General features: G+C 64.2%; 18 protein-coding genes. 11 read left to right on the top strand and 7 right to left on the bottom strand.

The window, feature by feature from the left end:
- Positions 1-84: 84 nt before the first annotated feature.
- The 3 genes from VGN93_RS18780 to VGN93_RS18790 form a co-directional block, all read right to left on the bottom strand.
- A complete protein-coding gene (locus VGN93_RS18780) occupies positions 85-885 on the bottom strand; it encodes an inositol monophosphatase family protein (protein WP_327508632.1) in 801 nt (266 codons plus the stop codon).
- Positions 886-1065: 180 nt separating this feature from the next.
- Positions 1066-2223 carry a tetratricopeptide repeat protein gene (locus VGN93_RS18785; RefSeq protein ID WP_414714105.1) on the bottom strand — a complete coding sequence of 386 codons (1158 nt, stop codon included), beginning with the start codon at positions 2221-2223 and terminating at the stop codon, positions 1066-1068.
- Positions 2224-2231: 8 nt separating this feature from the next.
- Entirely contained in the window at positions 2232-2885 is a 654-nt protein-coding gene (locus VGN93_RS18790) for a thiamine phosphate synthase (protein WP_327508634.1), read from the bottom strand.
- A gap of 119 nt (positions 2886-3004) precedes the next feature.
- On the opposite strand from VGN93_RS18790, the gene VGN93_RS18795 reads away from it, so the two are divergent.
- Together VGN93_RS18795 and VGN93_RS18800 are read left to right on the top strand one after the other, a co-directional pair.
- The gene (locus VGN93_RS18795) at positions 3005-3775 is read left to right on the top strand and encodes a sulfite exporter TauE/SafE family protein (protein ID WP_319320948.1); all 771 of its coding nucleotides are present in this window, start codon (positions 3005-3007) and stop codon (positions 3773-3775) included.
- A gap of 72 nt (positions 3776-3847) precedes the next feature.
- A complete protein-coding gene (locus VGN93_RS18800; protein ID WP_319320945.1) occupies positions 3848-4108 on the top strand; it encodes a metalloregulator ArsR/SmtB family transcription factor in 261 nt (86 codons plus the stop codon).
- A gap of 178 nt (positions 4109-4286) precedes the next feature.
- Here the strand turns inward: VGN93_RS18800 and VGN93_RS18805 are convergent, their stop codons facing one another.
- On the bottom strand, positions 4287-4460 hold the full coding sequence (locus VGN93_RS18805; RefSeq protein WP_319320941.1) for a YdcH family protein: 174 nt from the start codon (positions 4458-4460) through the stop codon (positions 4287-4289).
- Positions 4461-4677: 217 nt separating this feature from the next.
- On the opposite strand from VGN93_RS18805, the gene VGN93_RS18810 reads away from it, so the two are divergent.
- The 6 genes from VGN93_RS18810 (at position 4678) to VGN93_RS18835 (ending at position 8537) form a co-directional block, all read left to right on the top strand.
- Entirely contained in the window at positions 4678-4881 is a 204-nt protein-coding gene (locus tag VGN93_RS18810; protein ID WP_319320938.1) for a YdcH family protein, read from the top strand.
- Between the two features lie 56 nt (positions 4882-4937).
- Positions 4938-5405, top strand: a complete 468-nt coding sequence (purE, locus tag VGN93_RS18815; RefSeq protein WP_319321354.1) for a 5-(carboxyamino)imidazole ribonucleotide mutase — start codon at positions 4938-4940, stop codon at positions 5403-5405.
- Positions 5402-6460, top strand: coding sequence for a 5-(carboxyamino)imidazole ribonucleotide synthase (locus VGN93_RS18820; RefSeq protein WP_327508635.1), 1059 nt, complete (start codon positions 5402-5404; stop codon positions 6458-6460). The genes purE and VGN93_RS18820 overlap by 4 nt, the downstream gene beginning before the upstream one ends.
- A gap of 159 nt (positions 6461-6619) precedes the next feature.
- Positions 6620-6745, top strand: a complete 126-nt coding sequence (gene ykgO / locus VGN93_RS18825; protein ID WP_024271182.1) for a type B 50S ribosomal protein L36 — start codon at positions 6620-6622, stop codon at positions 6743-6745.
- Positions 6746-6820: 75 nt separating this feature from the next.
- Positions 6821-7438 (top strand): hypothetical protein, encoded by a 618-nt coding sequence (locus VGN93_RS18830; protein ID WP_319320911.1) that lies wholly within the window; start codon positions 6821-6823, stop codon positions 7436-7438.
- Positions 7439-7529: 91 nt separating this feature from the next.
- Positions 7530-8537 (top strand): alpha/beta hydrolase, encoded by a 1008-nt coding sequence (locus VGN93_RS18835; protein ID WP_327508911.1) that lies wholly within the window; start codon positions 7530-7532, stop codon positions 8535-8537.
- Positions 8538-8601: 64 nt separating this feature from the next.
- Here the strand turns inward: VGN93_RS18835 and pyk are convergent, their stop codons facing one another.
- Together pyk and VGN93_RS18845 are read right to left on the bottom strand one after the other, a co-directional pair.
- On the bottom strand, positions 8602-10041 hold the full coding sequence (gene pyk, locus VGN93_RS18840; protein ID WP_319320908.1) for a pyruvate kinase: 1440 nt from the start codon (positions 10039-10041) through the stop codon (positions 8602-8604).
- On the bottom strand, positions 10041-10517 hold the full coding sequence (locus VGN93_RS18845) for a DUF1036 domain-containing protein (RefSeq protein WP_413818683.1): 477 nt from the start codon (positions 10515-10517) through the stop codon (positions 10041-10043). The genes pyk and VGN93_RS18845 overlap by 1 nt, the downstream gene beginning before the upstream one ends.
- 295 nt (positions 10518-10812) lie before the next feature.
- On the opposite strand from VGN93_RS18845, the gene VGN93_RS18850 reads away from it, so the two are divergent.
- The 3 genes from VGN93_RS18850 to VGN93_RS18860 all read left to right on the top strand — a co-directional run bounded on the left by VGN93_RS18850 (position 10813) and on the right by VGN93_RS18860 (position 12299).
- Positions 10813-11601 (top strand): N-formylglutamate amidohydrolase, encoded by a 789-nt coding sequence (locus VGN93_RS18850; RefSeq protein ID WP_327508636.1) that lies wholly within the window; start codon positions 10813-10815, stop codon positions 11599-11601.
- Between the two features lie 10 nt (positions 11602-11611).
- Positions 11612-11917 (top strand): DUF1244 domain-containing protein, encoded by a 306-nt coding sequence (locus VGN93_RS18855; RefSeq protein ID WP_327508637.1) that lies wholly within the window; start codon positions 11612-11614, stop codon positions 11915-11917.
- A 115-nt stretch (positions 11918-12032) separates the two neighbouring features.
- The gene (locus tag VGN93_RS18860; protein WP_256120950.1) at positions 12033-12299 is read left to right on the top strand and encodes a DUF2312 domain-containing protein; all 267 of its coding nucleotides are present in this window, start codon (positions 12033-12035) and stop codon (positions 12297-12299) included.
- A gap of 175 nt (positions 12300-12474) precedes the next feature.
- On the opposite strand, the gene VGN93_RS18865 is transcribed toward VGN93_RS18860, so the two are convergent.
- Positions 12475-14280, bottom strand: a complete 1806-nt coding sequence (locus VGN93_RS18865; RefSeq protein WP_414714106.1) for a DUF882 domain-containing protein — start codon at positions 14278-14280, stop codon at positions 12475-12477.
- Positions 14281-14389: the final 109 nt, after the last annotated feature.

A 14389-nucleotide genomic window follows, 5' to 3' on the forward strand; every position in this document is an offset into this window, starting at 1 on the left:
GGGCCGGAGACTAGAGGAAGATTATGCCGAATTGAAGGGCTTGGGGGCCACAGCGGCGCAGGAAAGCGCCGCTATCACACGCTCTTAGCGCGTCGGCACCGGGCGATGCACCACGTCGCGCAGCGCCTTGTGGATATATTCGTTGCCGGCGACAACCGTGCCGGTATCAAACATGGCATTGCCGCCGTCGAGATCGGTTGCATAACCGCCGGCTTCGCGAATCAGGAGAAGGCCGGCTGCGAGATCCCAGGGCATGAGGTCGCGCTCCCAGAAACCGTCGAAACGGCCGGCCGCGACATAGGCGAGGTCGAGCGAGACGGAGCCGAGGCGGCGCATGCCGGCGACTTCGCCCATGACGTGGCGCAGCTCGATGAGGAACTTGCCGTGGTTGCCGCGGCCGAGATGCGGCACGCCGCAGCCGATGACGGCATCCGACAGGTTCTTGCGGGCCGCGACGCGCAGGCGGCGGTCGTTGACGAAGGCGCCGCCGCCGCGCTCGGCGGTGAAGAGTTCGTCGGTCGCCGGGTTCAGCACGACGGCCGCGACGATCTCGCCATTGCGCTCCAGCGCGATCGAGACGGCGAAGGCCGGAATGCCGTGCAGGAAGTTGGTCATGCCGTCGAGCGGGTCGACGATCCAGCGATGCGCGCCGTCCGTGCCGATGATCTCTTCGGCTTCCTCGCCGAGGAAGCCATAGGTCGGCCGCACCTTCATCAGTTCCTCGCGCAGCAGCTTTTCCGCCTTGCGGTCGGCCTGCGAGGCGTAGTCGCCGGGACCTTTAAGCGAAACCTGCAGGTTCTGCACTTCGCCGAAATCGCGGGCGAGCGACTTGCCGGCCTTGAAGGCGGCCTGAACCATGACGTTGAGAAGTGCTGAACGAGCCATGTAACAAAAATCCTTCGGGAATCTCCGGCGCTTCGGAACGGCAAGCCGCGGCGCGAAAACGCGCCAGGACCGGAATATGGGGCCTCAAGACCACAAATCCCCCGAAGTTTCAAGCCTAGAGCCCCTGCATCCGCTGCAATGCAGGGTATCCAATCGCGCAACAGGGTAAATATGGGAGCCTCAGGAGCCGGAACGATACTTGTTCGCCGCGTCCACCGCCGCCTTCTGCTGGTCTTCGTTGAGGCCGAGGTAGAAATCCTCGAGCAGCGGGTCGTTGAGCCCGGCGCGGCGCGCCAGCACGAACCACTTGGCCGCCTGGATCGGATCCGGCTTCGTTCCAAGCGCGTGGATATAGAGCTGGGCAAGCTTGCTCTGGGCGACGGGATTGCCGCCGTCGGCCGCGCGCTTCAGCCATTTGAAGCCAGCATCGTAGTCGCGCTCGCCGCCCGTGCCGTTCACCAGCCAGATGCCGAGATCGAGCTGGGCGGTGTCGTAGCCGGCGCGGGCGGCGCGCAGCAGCCATTCGCGCGCGCGCTTCGTCTTTTCCTCCGGCAGGCCCTTCAGGTTGAGGTAGATCTGCGAAACGGCATATTGCGCGTCCGCAATACCCTGTTCCGCGGATTTCTCGTAATAGGGCAACGCGGCCGCAAGGCCCTTCTCGCCCGGGGAATCGGCCACCAGCACCTGCCCATAGTTGAACTGCGCCGAGGCATTGCCGAGATCGGCCGATTTCTTCATCAGCTCGTCGGCCTTGGCGCGGTCTTCCTTGGAGCGTGAACGCTCCATCAGCAGGATGGCATATTTGAACATGCCGGTCGGGTCGCCGCCATTGGCCGACTGCCCGTACCAGAACATCGCCTGCTCGCGGTTGCGCCGGACGCCGAGGCCCCGGTCGAGGATTTCCGCCACCAGCGTCTGCGCCGCCGGATCGCCGAGCTGGGCGCGCGGCAGGGCAAGCTCCATCGCCGTCAGGTAACGGCCGCGCTGGAAGGCGCCGAACGCCTCGTCGACCTTGCCGGTGAAGGGCTTTTCCGCCGGCAGCGCCGGCAGGTCCGCGCCCATGCGATCGAGCACCGAGAGCCCGGTCGACGGGCCGTCGGCGGGCTTGTCCTCGTCCTTTTTCGCCTCGTCGGCCTTGACGGGGGTTTCTCCCCCGGTCGAGGCGGGGGCAGTCTCCGCCGCCGTATCCTTTTTCGGTATCGTTCCGTTATCGCCGGCCGTGACGGACGGGCCTTTCTTGGCCGTCTGCGCCCAAACGGGCGCGGCCACGAAAACGCCCGTGGCGAGAAGCGCCACCGGCGCGATACGGCAAGCAAACAAGAAGAGGACCCTGATCATGAGCGCTACTATTGCTCAAACCGTGGCGCTTTTTCGTCAAGCAGTGCGTTGACCGCAGCCACCACATGCGGCGCCTGCGCGGGGTCGGCAAAAACCGCCTTGTCGAGCGCCACGAACTCCGCCCCGGACTCGGCGACGACCAGCGCCGACTGCGGATCGGAGCCTGCGAGCACGATGCAGGGAATTTCGATCATCGACGCCCACCATTCGGCAAGCGCCACGTTCTTGGGATGCGCCTCCGGCTTGATGTCGCCGCCGATCTTGCCGAAGAAGATATAGTCCGGCTGCACCTCGCCGATCTCCAGCGCCTTGTGCCGGTCGGTCGCATTGCCGCCGCCGACGATGAATTGCGGCGTGAACTTCTCGATGACCTCGCCAAGCTCCTGCGCGCCGCCCGCCACATGGATGCCATCGGCCTTCACCCGGCCGGCCACGCGCGTATCGCCGGCGACGAGCGCTGCGGCACCGGCATTCTGAACGATCGCCACCAGCGTTTCGGCATGTTTCTGGAACTGGCCGTCGTCGAGCCCGTATTGCGGCAGGATCACCGAGGCGACGTCGCCGCCCTTCAGCGCGCCCTCCAGCATCGCGGCACGCGCGGACAGGTCCTCGCCCTCGGGAAGGATCAGCACCAGGCGGCAGCGGGTTTCGACGTCAGTCATGGATGTTGCACTTCCCTTGGAATTCGGCCTTGGATTTCAGCGGCCGTTCTCGGCCTTCGGGCTCGTCATAACAGATCAAAGCGGATAGACGGAAGAACCAACAGGATCAATCGCCCTCCATGTCCATCGACCCCTCAATCTACTACGCCGCCATACCCGCCGTCATCCTCGTCGGCTTGACGAAAGGCGGCATGGGCGAGGCGTTGGCGCTGATGGGCGTGCCGATCCTCGCCATGGCCGTTCCGCCGGTCCAGGCCGCCGCCATCCTGCTGCCGATCCTCGTCGTCATGGACGTCGTGTCGCTCTGGATCTGGCGCGACCACAACGACCGCACGCTGCTGAAGATGCTCCTGCCCGGCGCGCTGGTCGGCGTGGCGATCGGCTGGGCGACGTCGGCCTATGTGCCGCGCGATGCGCTGCGCCTGATCATCGGCCTTATCACCGTGCTCTTCGCGATCCGCTACTTCTATAACAGCTACCGCGCGCGCCACGGCTACGTCATACAGCCGAAACCGCATCGCGTCGTGCCCGCGGCCTTCTTCGGCACGCTCGCCGGCTATGGCAGCTTCGTCGCCCATTCGGGCGGCGCGCCCTTCCAGGTCTACGGCCTGCCCCTGAAACTGCCGCCGCGCGACTATACCGGTGCGGCCGTGCGCTTTTTCGCGATCATCAACTTCATCAAGCTCGGCCCTTATTTCGCGCTCGGCCAGCTCGATACGACCAACCTGACGATTTCGGCCACGCTCGTGCCCCTGGCGATCGCGACGACGGCGCTCGGCGGTTTTGCCATCAAGCGCATGAAGCCGGAGGTCTTCTATCCGTTCATGTATGCCATGGCCTTCATCGCCGGCCTGAAGCTCTGCTACGACGGCGCCGTCGCCCTTCTCTGACGCCCGACAATCCGCTTCTTCGCACCGCACAAAAGGCTTGCCGCATATGCTGCTTTGCCATAGCTTTCGGCCATGGCGCACCCGGACCCCTTTTCTGCGATTGCCGATCCCAACCGCAGGTTCCTGCTGGAGGAACTGCGCCGCGCGCCCCGCACGGTCAACGAGCTCTCCGAGGGCCTGCCGATCAGCCGCCCGGCGGTCTCCCAGCACCTGAAGGCTCTGCTCGACTGCAATCTCGTCAGCGTCAAATCCGAAGGCACCAGGCGTATCTACGCGATCAATGCCAAGGGCTTCGACGGGCTCAATCTCTGGCTCGACCAGTTCTGGTCGTAAACAACCGTCCCAAAACAGAACGCCCTGGCGCGTCGCTCGACGGCCAGGGCGGCTGCTCTCAATGATTACGTTTACCGGAGGCAGTTTCGCGAATTGGGCTCCTACCCTGGTCCTCCCATTCAGACCAACTGTTTCGCGACCGTCACTCCTTCTGTAATTTTGGAAAAATCCCTGTCTTTCAGTGAGCTGGAGAGCGAAGACGCTCGATCTCATCCTTGATGCGCAGCTTGCGACGCTTGATGTCGGCGATCGTACGGTCTTCGGAAGAAGGTTGGTTCATCGCTACATGCAACTCCTCTTCCAGAGCGAAGTGCTTCTTTTCGAGCGTGGCCAGATGAGCCTCAATCGTCATGTGACAGTTCCTTCCTTTTGCTTGCACCCGGTCATTCGCACGCCGGGTGGTCCAGGTTGCAACAGTTTCAGTGTGCCATGTCATTTTTCATTTGTCGAAGGCGAAAACGTGGCAAGGGATAACTTCCCGTTACCACGGGTTTCGTGGTACGAGCAGCCTTCATGTGATGATGGGGGACGCGGGTCAGCCGCGCCTCCGACGACGGGGAACGAATAGCATGCCAGACCAGGACCAGGCTGAATTGCGGCTTGCCGTTGCACGGCTGAGGCAAGAACACGAAGACTACGATGTCGCGATCAACGCCATGATCCAGATCGGCTGCGAAGCCCTCAGAATCCAGCGCATGAAGAAGAAGAAACTGGTCATCAAGGACAAGATTTCCAAGATTGAAGACCTGATCATCCCCGACATCATCGCCTGAAAAAAACCGGACGAGAAGCCTTGGACACCACAGAAACGCCCCCCGTCGCCATCATCATGGGAAGCCAGTCCGACTGGGAGACGATGAAGAATGCCGCCGATACGCTCGATGCCCTGGGTGTCGATTACGAGGCACGCATCATTTCGGCGCACCGCACGCCCGACCGGCTCTACAGTTTTGCGCGGGGCGCCAAGGCGGAAGGCTTCAAGATCATCGTGGCCGGCGCCGGTGGTGCGGCGCACCTGCCCGGCATGGCGGCCGCGATGACGCCGCTGCCGGTGTTCGGCGTGCCGGTTCAATCCAAGGCGCTCTCCGGCCAGGATAGCCTGCTCTCCATCGTGCAGATGCCGGCCGGCATTCCGGTCGGAACGCTGGCGATCGGCAAGGCGGGCGCCGTCAACGCCGCATTGCTCGCCGCCGCCGTGCTGGCGCTGAGCGATCCCGAACTCGCCCACCGGCTCGACGAATGGCGCGAGAACCAGTCGAACGCGGTTGCCGAATATCCCGTGGACGGCCCGCTATGAGCGTTCGCACAATCGGCATCATCGGCGGCGGCCAGCTCGGCCGCATGCTCGCCATGGCCGCCGCGCGCCTCAACCTGCGCACCGTCATCCTCGAGCCGCAGGCCGATTGTCCGGCCGCACAGGTGGCGAACGCCCAGATCGTCGCAGCCTATGACGACCCGGACGCGCTCGCCGAACTCGCCCGCCTCTCGGATGTCGTGACCTACGAATTCGAAAACGTGCCCGTCTCCGCCGCCGAGGCGCTGGCGAAGACCGTCCCGGTCTATCCGCCGCCGCGAGCGCTGGAAGTCTCGCAGGACCGCCTCGTCGAAAAGAGCTTCATCCGCGATTGCGGCATCGTTACCGCCGATTTCGCCGCCGTCGACAGCCAGGCAGACCTGGAAGCCGCCCTCGACCGCTTCGGCGGCGTCGGCGTCCTGAAGACGCGCCGGCTCGGTTATGACGGCAAGGGGCAGCGCATGTTCCGCTCGCCGGCCGAAAGCCGCGAGGGCACGTTCGAGGCGCTCGGCGGCGTGCCGCTGATCCTCGAAAGCCTCGTGCCCTTCGAGCGGGAAATCTCGATCATCGCCGCACGCGACCGCGACGGCACCATCGCCTGCTACGATCCGGCGGAAAACGTCCACCGGAACGGCATCCTGCACACCTCCACCCTGCCCGCCGCCGTCAACGAGGCGACGGCCGACCAGGCCCGCAAGGCTGCGCGCGCAATTCTCGACCAGCTCGGCTATGTCGGCGTCATCGGCGTCGAGTTCTTCGTGCTGGCCGATGGCGGGCTCGTCGCCAACGAGATCGCGCCGCGCGTGCACAATTCCGGCCACTGGACGGAGGCCGCCTGCATCGTCTCGCAGTTCGAGCAGCACATCCGCGCCGTCGCCGGCCATGTGCTGGGCGATCCCCGTCGCCATTCGGATTGCGTGATGCAGAACCTGATCGGCGACGACATCAACGATGTTCCCGCCTGGCTCGCGCGACCCGGCGTTCTCGTGCATCTCTATGGCAAGACGCAGGCGCGTCCCGGCCGCAAGATGGGGCATGTCACGCAGATTCTCGACTGAAAGGCCATCGCAGCGGTTGGAAAACCGGGCTGCGATGGTTGACAGCGGAAATGTGACGGGGTACATGCCTGCCAACCCGAAAGCGCGCCCGAAACGGCGCGTTTTTGATTGAAGAAATCCGGCGAACTCGTGTCGCCCTGCAATACGCGGATCAGAAAAATGAAGATCAAGAATTCGCTCAAGTCGCTCAAGGCTCGCCACCGCGAAAACCGCCTTGTTCGCCGTAAGGGCCGCATCTACATCATCAACAAGCAGAACCCGCGCTTCAAGGCTCGTCAGGGCTGATCAAGCGCCGGTCGCCGCCCTTTGGGTGTGATGATCGAGAAATATTGATTTGAAGTTCGGCGATGGCGGTCTAACATGACCGCCATGCGCTTTTTCATGCTTGCCACGGTCTGCCTTTCCCTCGCCCTTGCCGGCTCGCTCCCGGCCGTTGCGCTCGCGCAGACGGCGGACAAGGCTTCGCTCGGCGCCACCTCCGGCGCCTTCACGACGCACGCCCAGCGGCTCGAAAAACTCTTCGACGAGTTGAAACGCGAGAGAAATCCCGATGCCGCGCGCGGCATCGCCGACCAGATACGCCGGGAATGGCAGGATTCCGGCAGCGCCAGCATCAACCTCCTCATCCAATGGGCCGACAAGGCCGTGTCCGAGCAAAAGAACGCCGCCGCATTCGATTTCCTCGACGAAACGATCCGCCTGAAGCCGGATTATGTCGAGGGCTGGAACCGCCGCGCGACGCTGCATTTCAAGCTCGGCAACTATCGCAAGTCGATGTCGGACATAAACCGCGTGCTCGCCATCGAGCCCCGGCATTTCGGCGCGCTCGCCGGCATGGCGGCGATCATGGCACAGACCGGCCGCGACGAGATGGCGATGAAGGCGTGGGAACGGTTCCTGGAGGTCTACCCGACCGAGCGGCAGGCGCAGAAGGAAATGGGCGATCTCGCGGAAAAGCTGACCGGCCAGCGCACATAAATTTGGCAAGTGAACCGGCGTGGCGCGGATTGCGTAGATCGGCTATCTGACAGGAAAACCGGACCCTTCCTTGCCCTCCCCTTTCCGCCTCATGCTGCTTGCCATCCTCACCGCTCCCGTCGTCCTCGCGTTCGCCCTCTATGTCTTCACGGCATGGAAGGCGCGAGCGATCGAGCGGCAGTTCCCCAATGTCGGTGAGTTGATCGATGTCGGCGGCCTGCGGCTGAACAGCGTGTTCATGGCCGCCGGCGAGAACGCCGACCTGCCGCCGATCGTCTTCATCCATGGCGCCAGCGGCAACCTGCGCGACCAGATGCATGCCTTCCGATCGAAGCTGGAGGGCCGTGCCGACCTGCTTTTCCTCGATCGGCCGGGCCACGGCTATTCGGAGCGCGGCGGGCCGGAAAATGCCTGGCCGGACGGCCAGGCGCACGCCATCGCCCGGCTGATGGAAAAACGCGGCATCGCCAGGGCGATCATCGTCGGCCATTCCTTCGGCGGCGCCATTGCCGCAAGTTTCGCGCTGGAACATCCGGAGAAGACCGCCGGCCTGCTCTTCCTCGCGCCCGCAACCCATCCTTGGCCCGGCGGCGTCGACTGGTATTATGACCTTGCAAAGATGCCTGTCGTCGGCTGGTTCTTCACCCGCCTCGTCGCGCTGCCGGCCGGCCTGTCGCGCATCGACAGCGGCACGCGCTTCGTCTTCGCCCCGAATGCCCGCCCGGACGATTACGTGGAGGCGACGGCCCCCGCCCTCGTGCTGCGCCCCGCCGCCTTCCGCAACAACGCCACCGACGTCGCCAATCTCCTGGCCTATGTCCGTCGCGTTCAGCCGCGCTACGCGGAAATCCGCACGCCGACAGTCATCGTCACCGGCGATACGGATGGCGTCGTCTATGAGGAAATCCATTCGCGCGGGCTGGCGCGCGACATCGCGGGATCGGAACTCGTCTGGATCCGCAACCTCGGTCACAAGCCGGATTATGTGGTGACCGATCTCGCCATCGAGGCGCTGGAAAAGATCGCCGGCAGGGATCGCGACCTGCAAGAATCAGCAAGGCGGGCCGAAGCCCGCCTTGCAAAGGATCATCAGGAATAAAGCAATTCCAGGAAAAGTGTGGAGCGGTTTTCCGTCCGGAATTGCGTAGACAGAAGAGCCCGGATCAGACGCCGCTGACGCCGTCAGCGCCGATATAGGCGATGCGCAGCATGTTGGTCGCACCGGGCGTGCGCAGCGGCACGCCGGCGGAAATGATGATGCGGTCGCCCGGCTTGCCGAACTCTTCGGTGACGACGATGCGGCAGGCGCGGTTGACCATGTCGTCGAGGTCTTCCGCGTCACCCGTGACGACGCAGTGCAGGCCCCAGACGACCGAGAGGCGGCGCGCCGTCTCGATGACCGGCGACAGCGCCAGCACCGGCACTTCCGGCCGCTCGCGCGCGGCCCGCAGGCCCGTCGTGCCCGACGAGGTGTAACAGACGATGGCCGACAGTTTCAGCGTCTCGGCGATCTGGCGGGCGGCAAGCGAGATGGCATCGGCACCGGTCGCTTCCGGCGTCGAGCGCTGGGCATAGATGATGCCCGGATAGTGCGGGTCGCGTTCGACCGTGCTGGCAATGGACGCCATGGTGGAGACGGCCTCGACCGGATAGGCGCCGGAGGCGGATTCGGCCGACAGCATGATGGCGTCGGCACCTTCGAAGACGGCGGTCGCGACGTCGGACACTTCGGCGCGTGTCGGCACCGGCGCGGAAATCATCGATTCCAGCATCTGCGTCGCAACGACGACCGGCTTGCCCTGGCGGCGGCAGGCGCGGATGAGCTGCTTCTGGATGCCCGGAACGGCTTCCAGCGGCATTTCCACGCCGAGGTCGCCACGCGCCACCATGAGGGCGTCGGAAAGCTCGATGATCTCCTCGATGCGTTCGATCGCCTGCGGCTTCTCGATCTTCGACATGATGCCGACGCGGCCGCGCGCGATCTTGCGCACTTCGGCCAGGTCCTCGGGACGCTGCACGAAGGAGAGTGCCACCCAGTCGACGCTGCCGGTTGCCAGCACTGCATCGAGGTCGACACGGTCCTTCTCGGTCAGCACGCCGACGGCGAGCAGCGTGTCGGGCAGGCTGACGCCCTTGCGGTCGGAGATTTTCGTGCCGGCAACGACGGTGCAGACGATCGCCTTGCCGTCGGCGGATTCGGCGCGCAGATGCAGCTTGCCGTCGTCGATCAGGAGGCGGTCGCCGGCCTTGACCGATTCGAGGATTTCCGGATGCGGCAGGAAGACGCGCGTGTTGTCGCCGGGCACGTCCTTGTTGTCGAGCGTGAAGGTCTGGCCGGGCTTCAGCTCTTCCGAGCCGTTGGCGAATTTTCCGACGCGCAGCTTGGGACCCTGCAAGTCGGCGAGAATGCCGATCGGCCGGCCACAGCGCGCTTCGACGGCGCGGATGCGGCTGATCAGCGTGCGCATCACGTCATGGCTGGCATGGCTCATGTTGATGCGGAACAGGTCGGCTCCCGCCTCATGCAGCTTCTGGATCATCTGCTCGTCGGACGAAGCAGGTCCGAGCGTAGCGAGGATTTTGACTTTTCGGTTCCGTCTCATCAGTTCTGGCTTTCCTGGGTCCCTGGCGTGTCTGAGAGCTGCACCATCCAGCTCCCCTGTCGGCCCGTGTCGTATTCCTTGAAGCCCATGCGCTGGAAACCGCGTGCGAAGCAGTCCTGCACGCCGGTGATCTTGAACTCGTTTTCGGCGACACACATGTTGACGTCGCCGGTCCAGCGGCCGCCGCGGGCAGCGTCTTCGGCATAGAGGTAATAGTAGCGCGATTGCAGCTCGCCCTCGATCAGCGTGGCGCAGGTCGTGGCAGGCACCTGCCACCAGCCTTCGGTCATCCAGCCCTCCTTGGCCCGGTAACCGATGGCGACGCCGACAAGGTTCTGCGTGCCGTTGCAAACGCGGAAATCGGCCTTCGCCTCATCCGGCGCGGAAAGGGCGGCGAACCCCGTGAAAACGAAAAGGCCGGCCTGGAGAAGGCAGCGGGCTTTCGGGAAAAACGGGCGGTGGCTCTTGGCTCTCACGGCTTCCGATGCAACTCCGTTGATTTGAATAGCGCTTTCTTGCGACGGCGGGGCATGAATGTCAACGCAACACTACTGCGCCGCACGTCATTCCGTGACGCCCGGAGGACGCCGTGGAAATTTCAATCCGCCGCATGGCTTCCTGCATCGTTTTAGACAGGGAAAGCTATGCGGCGGTCGATTACACTTTCACGACAACAAGGGTAATCATTCGGGCGGCCGGGGTTTCCAGCCTTGCGGGGCGGATCGCCCCGTGCGATCAGTCGGCATCGGCGGCGCACATTCGGCTGAAGACATGCAGGATCATCCTCCCTTCGAGATCATTGACGGCGATACCGGCCTTGGCCTGGTCATTCTGGCGGACCACGCCACGAACCTCCTTCCCGAACGCTACGGCCGCCTCGGCCTGCCGGACAGCGCCTTCGAGCGTCACATCGCCTATGACATCGGCGTCGAAGGCGTCGTGCGCGGCCTCAACGCCCGGCTGAACGCACCGGTGGTCATGAGCCGCTTCTCGCGCCTGCTGATCGATCCCAACCGCGGCGAGGACGACCCGACGCTGGTCATGCGCATTTCCGACGGCGCGATCGTTCCAGGCAACCACCCGATCACGCCCGAAGAATGGCAATACCGGCTGGAGACCTTCCACCGCCCCTATCACGATGCCGTGTCCCGCACGATCGGCGCGGTGGCGGCGCGCACCGGCAAGGCACCGCTCGTCATCTCCATGCATTCCTTCACGCCGGCCTGGAAGGGCGTTGCCCGCCCCTGGCAGGTGACCGTGCTGTGGGACACCGACCATCGCGCCGTGCGCCCGCTGCTCGCCGGACTGGAGGCGCCGGGCGACGTTGTGGTGGGCGACAACGAACCCTATGACGGAGCGCTGCGCGGCGACACCATGTTCCGCCATTGCATGAAGCCCGGCATTGCGCATGCGCTCATCGAAATCCGCCAGGACGAAATCGGCAATGAGACCGGCATCGCCCGCTGGGTGGAACGCCTCGCGCCCATCCTCGCCCGGTTGAACGCGGACCCGCCGCTGCACACATATGAGATATTCCCCTCCCGCACCGGACCCTATTGAGGCCAAGACGATGACCGACCTGAGCAAGGACCAGCAGACCGAATTCGAGGCCGCCGCCTTCCGGCGCCTGCTCCAGCACCTCAATGAGCGCAGCGACGTGCAGAACATCGACCTGATGAACCTCGCCGGCTTCTGCCGCAACTGCCTGTCGAACTGGTATCGCGAGGCGGCGAACGAGGCGGGTGTGGCCCTCGACAAGGAAGCCTCGCGCGAAATCGTCTACGGCATGCCCTACGAGGAATGGCGCGCGCAAAACCAGCGCGAGGCGAGCGACACGCAGAAGGCGGCCTTCGAGGTCAACCGCCCGAAGGAATGAGGCAACAGGCCCGACGAAAATGGGTGGGGACCGCGCGATAGGCCTTGATCTTGCCGGAAGTTCGCGGCAAGTCACGGCACCTTCGAATTTCAAAAGTCTACCCAAGGAGAACATCATGTCGGATGCCCACGGCGTCGCCCGCGACCAGCTTCGCGCGTTCATCGAGCGGATCGAGCGCCTCGAGGAAGAAAAGAAAACCATCGCAGACGACATCAAGGACGTCTATGGCGAAGCCAAGGGCACCGGCTTCGACACAAAGATCCTGCGCAAGGTCATCCAGATCCGCAAGCAGGACAAGGACGAGCGCATGGAGCAGGAAGCAATCCTCGACACCTACCTCCAGGCCCTCGGCATGATCGCCGCCCCGGCAGACGCCGAATAAGGCCTTTCAGAATTCCAAAGAAAAAGCCCGCCGGATCGCTCCGGCGGGCTTTTTTGATGGGATGGTTTCGCCGGCTAGAGTTTGTCAGGGAAAAGTGGGAACCGGTTTTCCCGAAAAGACAAACGAAAACAAAAGAAACTAGAGTATGTCTGGTTCAGTCTGAACCTGACATACTCTAGTTCTGGCTGCCTTCGAACTTGCGGACTTCCATGAAGTTCACCGCCGTGCCGCTGAAGCGGCCTGCATCGATCGACTTGCCCTCCGGCTGAAAGCCGGCCATGTAGACGGTCGTCGGTGCGGCGCGCAGCTTGCGGCTGACGAAACGCGGTGCCTTGACGGGCTTGGAGAGCGTTTCGACGCGGCTCTGGCTCAGAGCCCATTGCGAGATGATCTTCTGCGTCAGCTTCGGCTCGGTGCGGATCGCACCACGGCTCGCCGCATCGGCATCCTTCTTCTTCGGACGGCCGCCCTTGGTCAGCGTTTCTTCCGCCGGCTTGCCGTCGAACGCGTCGAGGCTGGCAATCGAACGCGTGCCGCTGCCATTGGTGGAGACGAGTGCTGCCATTTCGACCGGATTGCCGGAGAATTGATCGGCCGTCGGATCGGCAAGTGCTGCAAGGCCGGAACGATCCGCCGTCACCGGCAGCGCCACGTCGGCTTCGGCCGCAGCCATCAGCGCCGTCTGCGACTGGTCGAGCTCGGCGACCGGACGCAGGCCCGGCACCGGCACCATGGCCAGTTCCTCGGCGTCTTCGACCGTGGCTTCCGTAGCCGCTTCAGCGGTCAGGACCGTGCCCGGTTCCGCATCGCCAGCCTCAGTACGTGCACCGAGCATGACGGGAAGCGGGATCTTGTAGGCGGCAAGGTCCTCGAATTCAGGCTTCTGTTCTTTTTCGAGCGCGGTCGGTGTGGCGGCCTCGAGGGCAGCAACGGCGCCGCTCGTCGTCGGCGCGACGAGAGCAAGCTCGCTCGTCGTCTCGGCCGTCCTGAAGGCGGGGCGGCTGCCGGGGACGGGGGCGGTGAAGGCTACTTCCGTCTCGGCTTCGGTAACGACCGGCTTCTTCTCCTCGACAGCCTTCGCCGTCGTACGGGCGGATGCGCCGCCTTCTTCGAGCGCTTCGCCGCTGGCAATTGCTTCGGGTTCTTCATCCTCGTCGCCGCCACCGCCGAAGAGGGCAGCAAGGAAGCCGCCCTTGCGCTTGGATGCAGTCGGCGTCGAGCCGCCGCCGGCCACCTGGATGTCCTTCGCGCCGACGCGGCGCTTGTAGTCGGCAACCGCCTGCTGGTAGCCGGGCAGCGGCTTGCCATCGGTCGGAACGTGCATGGTCTTGCCGTCCGGGAAGATGCGCACGAGTTCCTGGCGGCTCATGCGCGGCCAGGCGCGCACGCTGCCGACGTCGAGATGCACGAAGGGCGAACCGGAGGTCGGATAGTAGCCGACGCCGCCGACCTGGAATTTCATCGCGGTGGCGCGCAGCGTCGCGAGCTTGACGCCCGGAATGTAGAAGTCCATCGCCTTGCCGAGCATATGCTGGCTCTTCTTGGCAACGCCCTTGGAGCGCGAGCGCAGCATGCCGTTCGTAGCCGGCGAGCGATAGGCGGAGACGACGTTGATGTAACCGGAGGCGCCGACCTTCTGGTAGACTTCCCACACGAGATCGAACAGACGCGGGTCCATCTTCGTCGGTTCGTTGCGGCGCCAGTCGCGCAGGAACTGGCTGAGCTGCTTCAGGCCGCGCGCATCATAACGCCCGTTGCGCTTGAAGGTGATCTCGGCCTTTTCCTTGGTGTGGATGAAATAGAGCTTGAGCGTGCGATTGCCGCTCTCGGCCTGGACCGTCGCGGGAATAGCGGTAGGCAGGATGAGGGCAGCCGAGAGCACAGCCGTGGTCAATGCCTTGGGCAGCTTGTGCAACACTGCTTTGCAGAGGCTGCGCAGGGATGTCCCTGTGCGCTTCATCGATGCGAACAAATTTGCCAACTCTTTCCCCGTCCGAGGGACAACGAACGTCCGTTATCCCAGATGACTGCCAATTGCGGTGAGAGCATGGCAAATCGGCCACACTCATCACCGCGCACCCCTTATAGTG

This window comes from Shinella sp. (assembly GCF_035998705.1).
Classification (GTDB): Bacteria; Pseudomonadota; Alphaproteobacteria; order Rhizobiales; family Rhizobiaceae; genus Shinella.

Coding starts and splice junctions, on each gene's coding strand:
- VGN93_RS18780 (WP_327508632.1), bottom strand. CDS start 885: ATGGCTCGTTCAGCACTTCTCAACGTCATGGTTCAGGCCGCCTTCAAG.
- VGN93_RS18795 (WP_319320948.1), top strand. CDS start 3,005: ATGTCCATCGACCCCTCAATCTACTACGCCGCCATACCCGCCGTCATC.
- VGN93_RS18860 (WP_256120950.1), top strand. CDS start 12,033: ATGTCGGATGCCCACGGCGTCGCCCGCGACCAGCTTCGCGCGTTCATC.
- VGN93_RS18855 (WP_327508637.1), top strand. CDS start 11,612: ATGACCGACCTGAGCAAGGACCAGCAGACCGAATTCGAGGCCGCCGCC.
- VGN93_RS18785 (WP_414714105.1), bottom strand. CDS start 2,223: ATGATCAGGGTCCTCTTCTTGTTTGCTTGCCGTATCGCGCCGGTGGCG.
- VGN93_RS18820 (WP_327508635.1), top strand. CDS start 5,402: ATGAGCGTTCGCACAATCGGCATCATCGGCGGCGGCCAGCTCGGCCGC.
- ykgO (WP_024271182.1), top strand. CDS start 6,620: ATGAAGATCAAGAATTCGCTCAAGTCGCTCAAGGCTCGCCACCGCGAA.
- VGN93_RS18830 (WP_319320911.1), top strand. CDS start 6,821: ATGACCGCCATGCGCTTTTTCATGCTTGCCACGGTCTGCCTTTCCCTC.
- VGN93_RS18805 (WP_319320941.1), bottom strand. CDS start 4,460: ATGACGATTGAGGCTCATCTGGCCACGCTCGAAAAGAAGCACTTCGCT.
- VGN93_RS18850 (WP_327508636.1), top strand. CDS start 10,813: ATGCAGGATCATCCTCCCTTCGAGATCATTGACGGCGATACCGGCCTT.
- VGN93_RS18800 (WP_319320945.1), top strand. CDS start 3,848: ATGGCGCACCCGGACCCCTTTTCTGCGATTGCCGATCCCAACCGCAGG.
- VGN93_RS18790 (WP_327508634.1), bottom strand. CDS start 2,885: ATGACTGACGTCGAAACCCGCTGCCGCCTGGTGCTGATCCTTCCCGAG.
- VGN93_RS18835 (WP_327508911.1), top strand. CDS start 7,530: ATGCTGCTTGCCATCCTCACCGCTCCCGTCGTCCTCGCGTTCGCCCTC.
- pyk (WP_319320908.1), bottom strand. CDS start 10,041: ATGAGACGGAACCGAAAAGTCAAAATCCTCGCTACGCTCGGACCTGCT.
- purE (WP_319321354.1), top strand. CDS start 4,938: ATGGGAAGCCAGTCCGACTGGGAGACGATGAAGAATGCCGCCGATACG.
- VGN93_RS18810 (WP_319320938.1), top strand. CDS start 4,678: ATGCCAGACCAGGACCAGGCTGAATTGCGGCTTGCCGTTGCACGGCTG.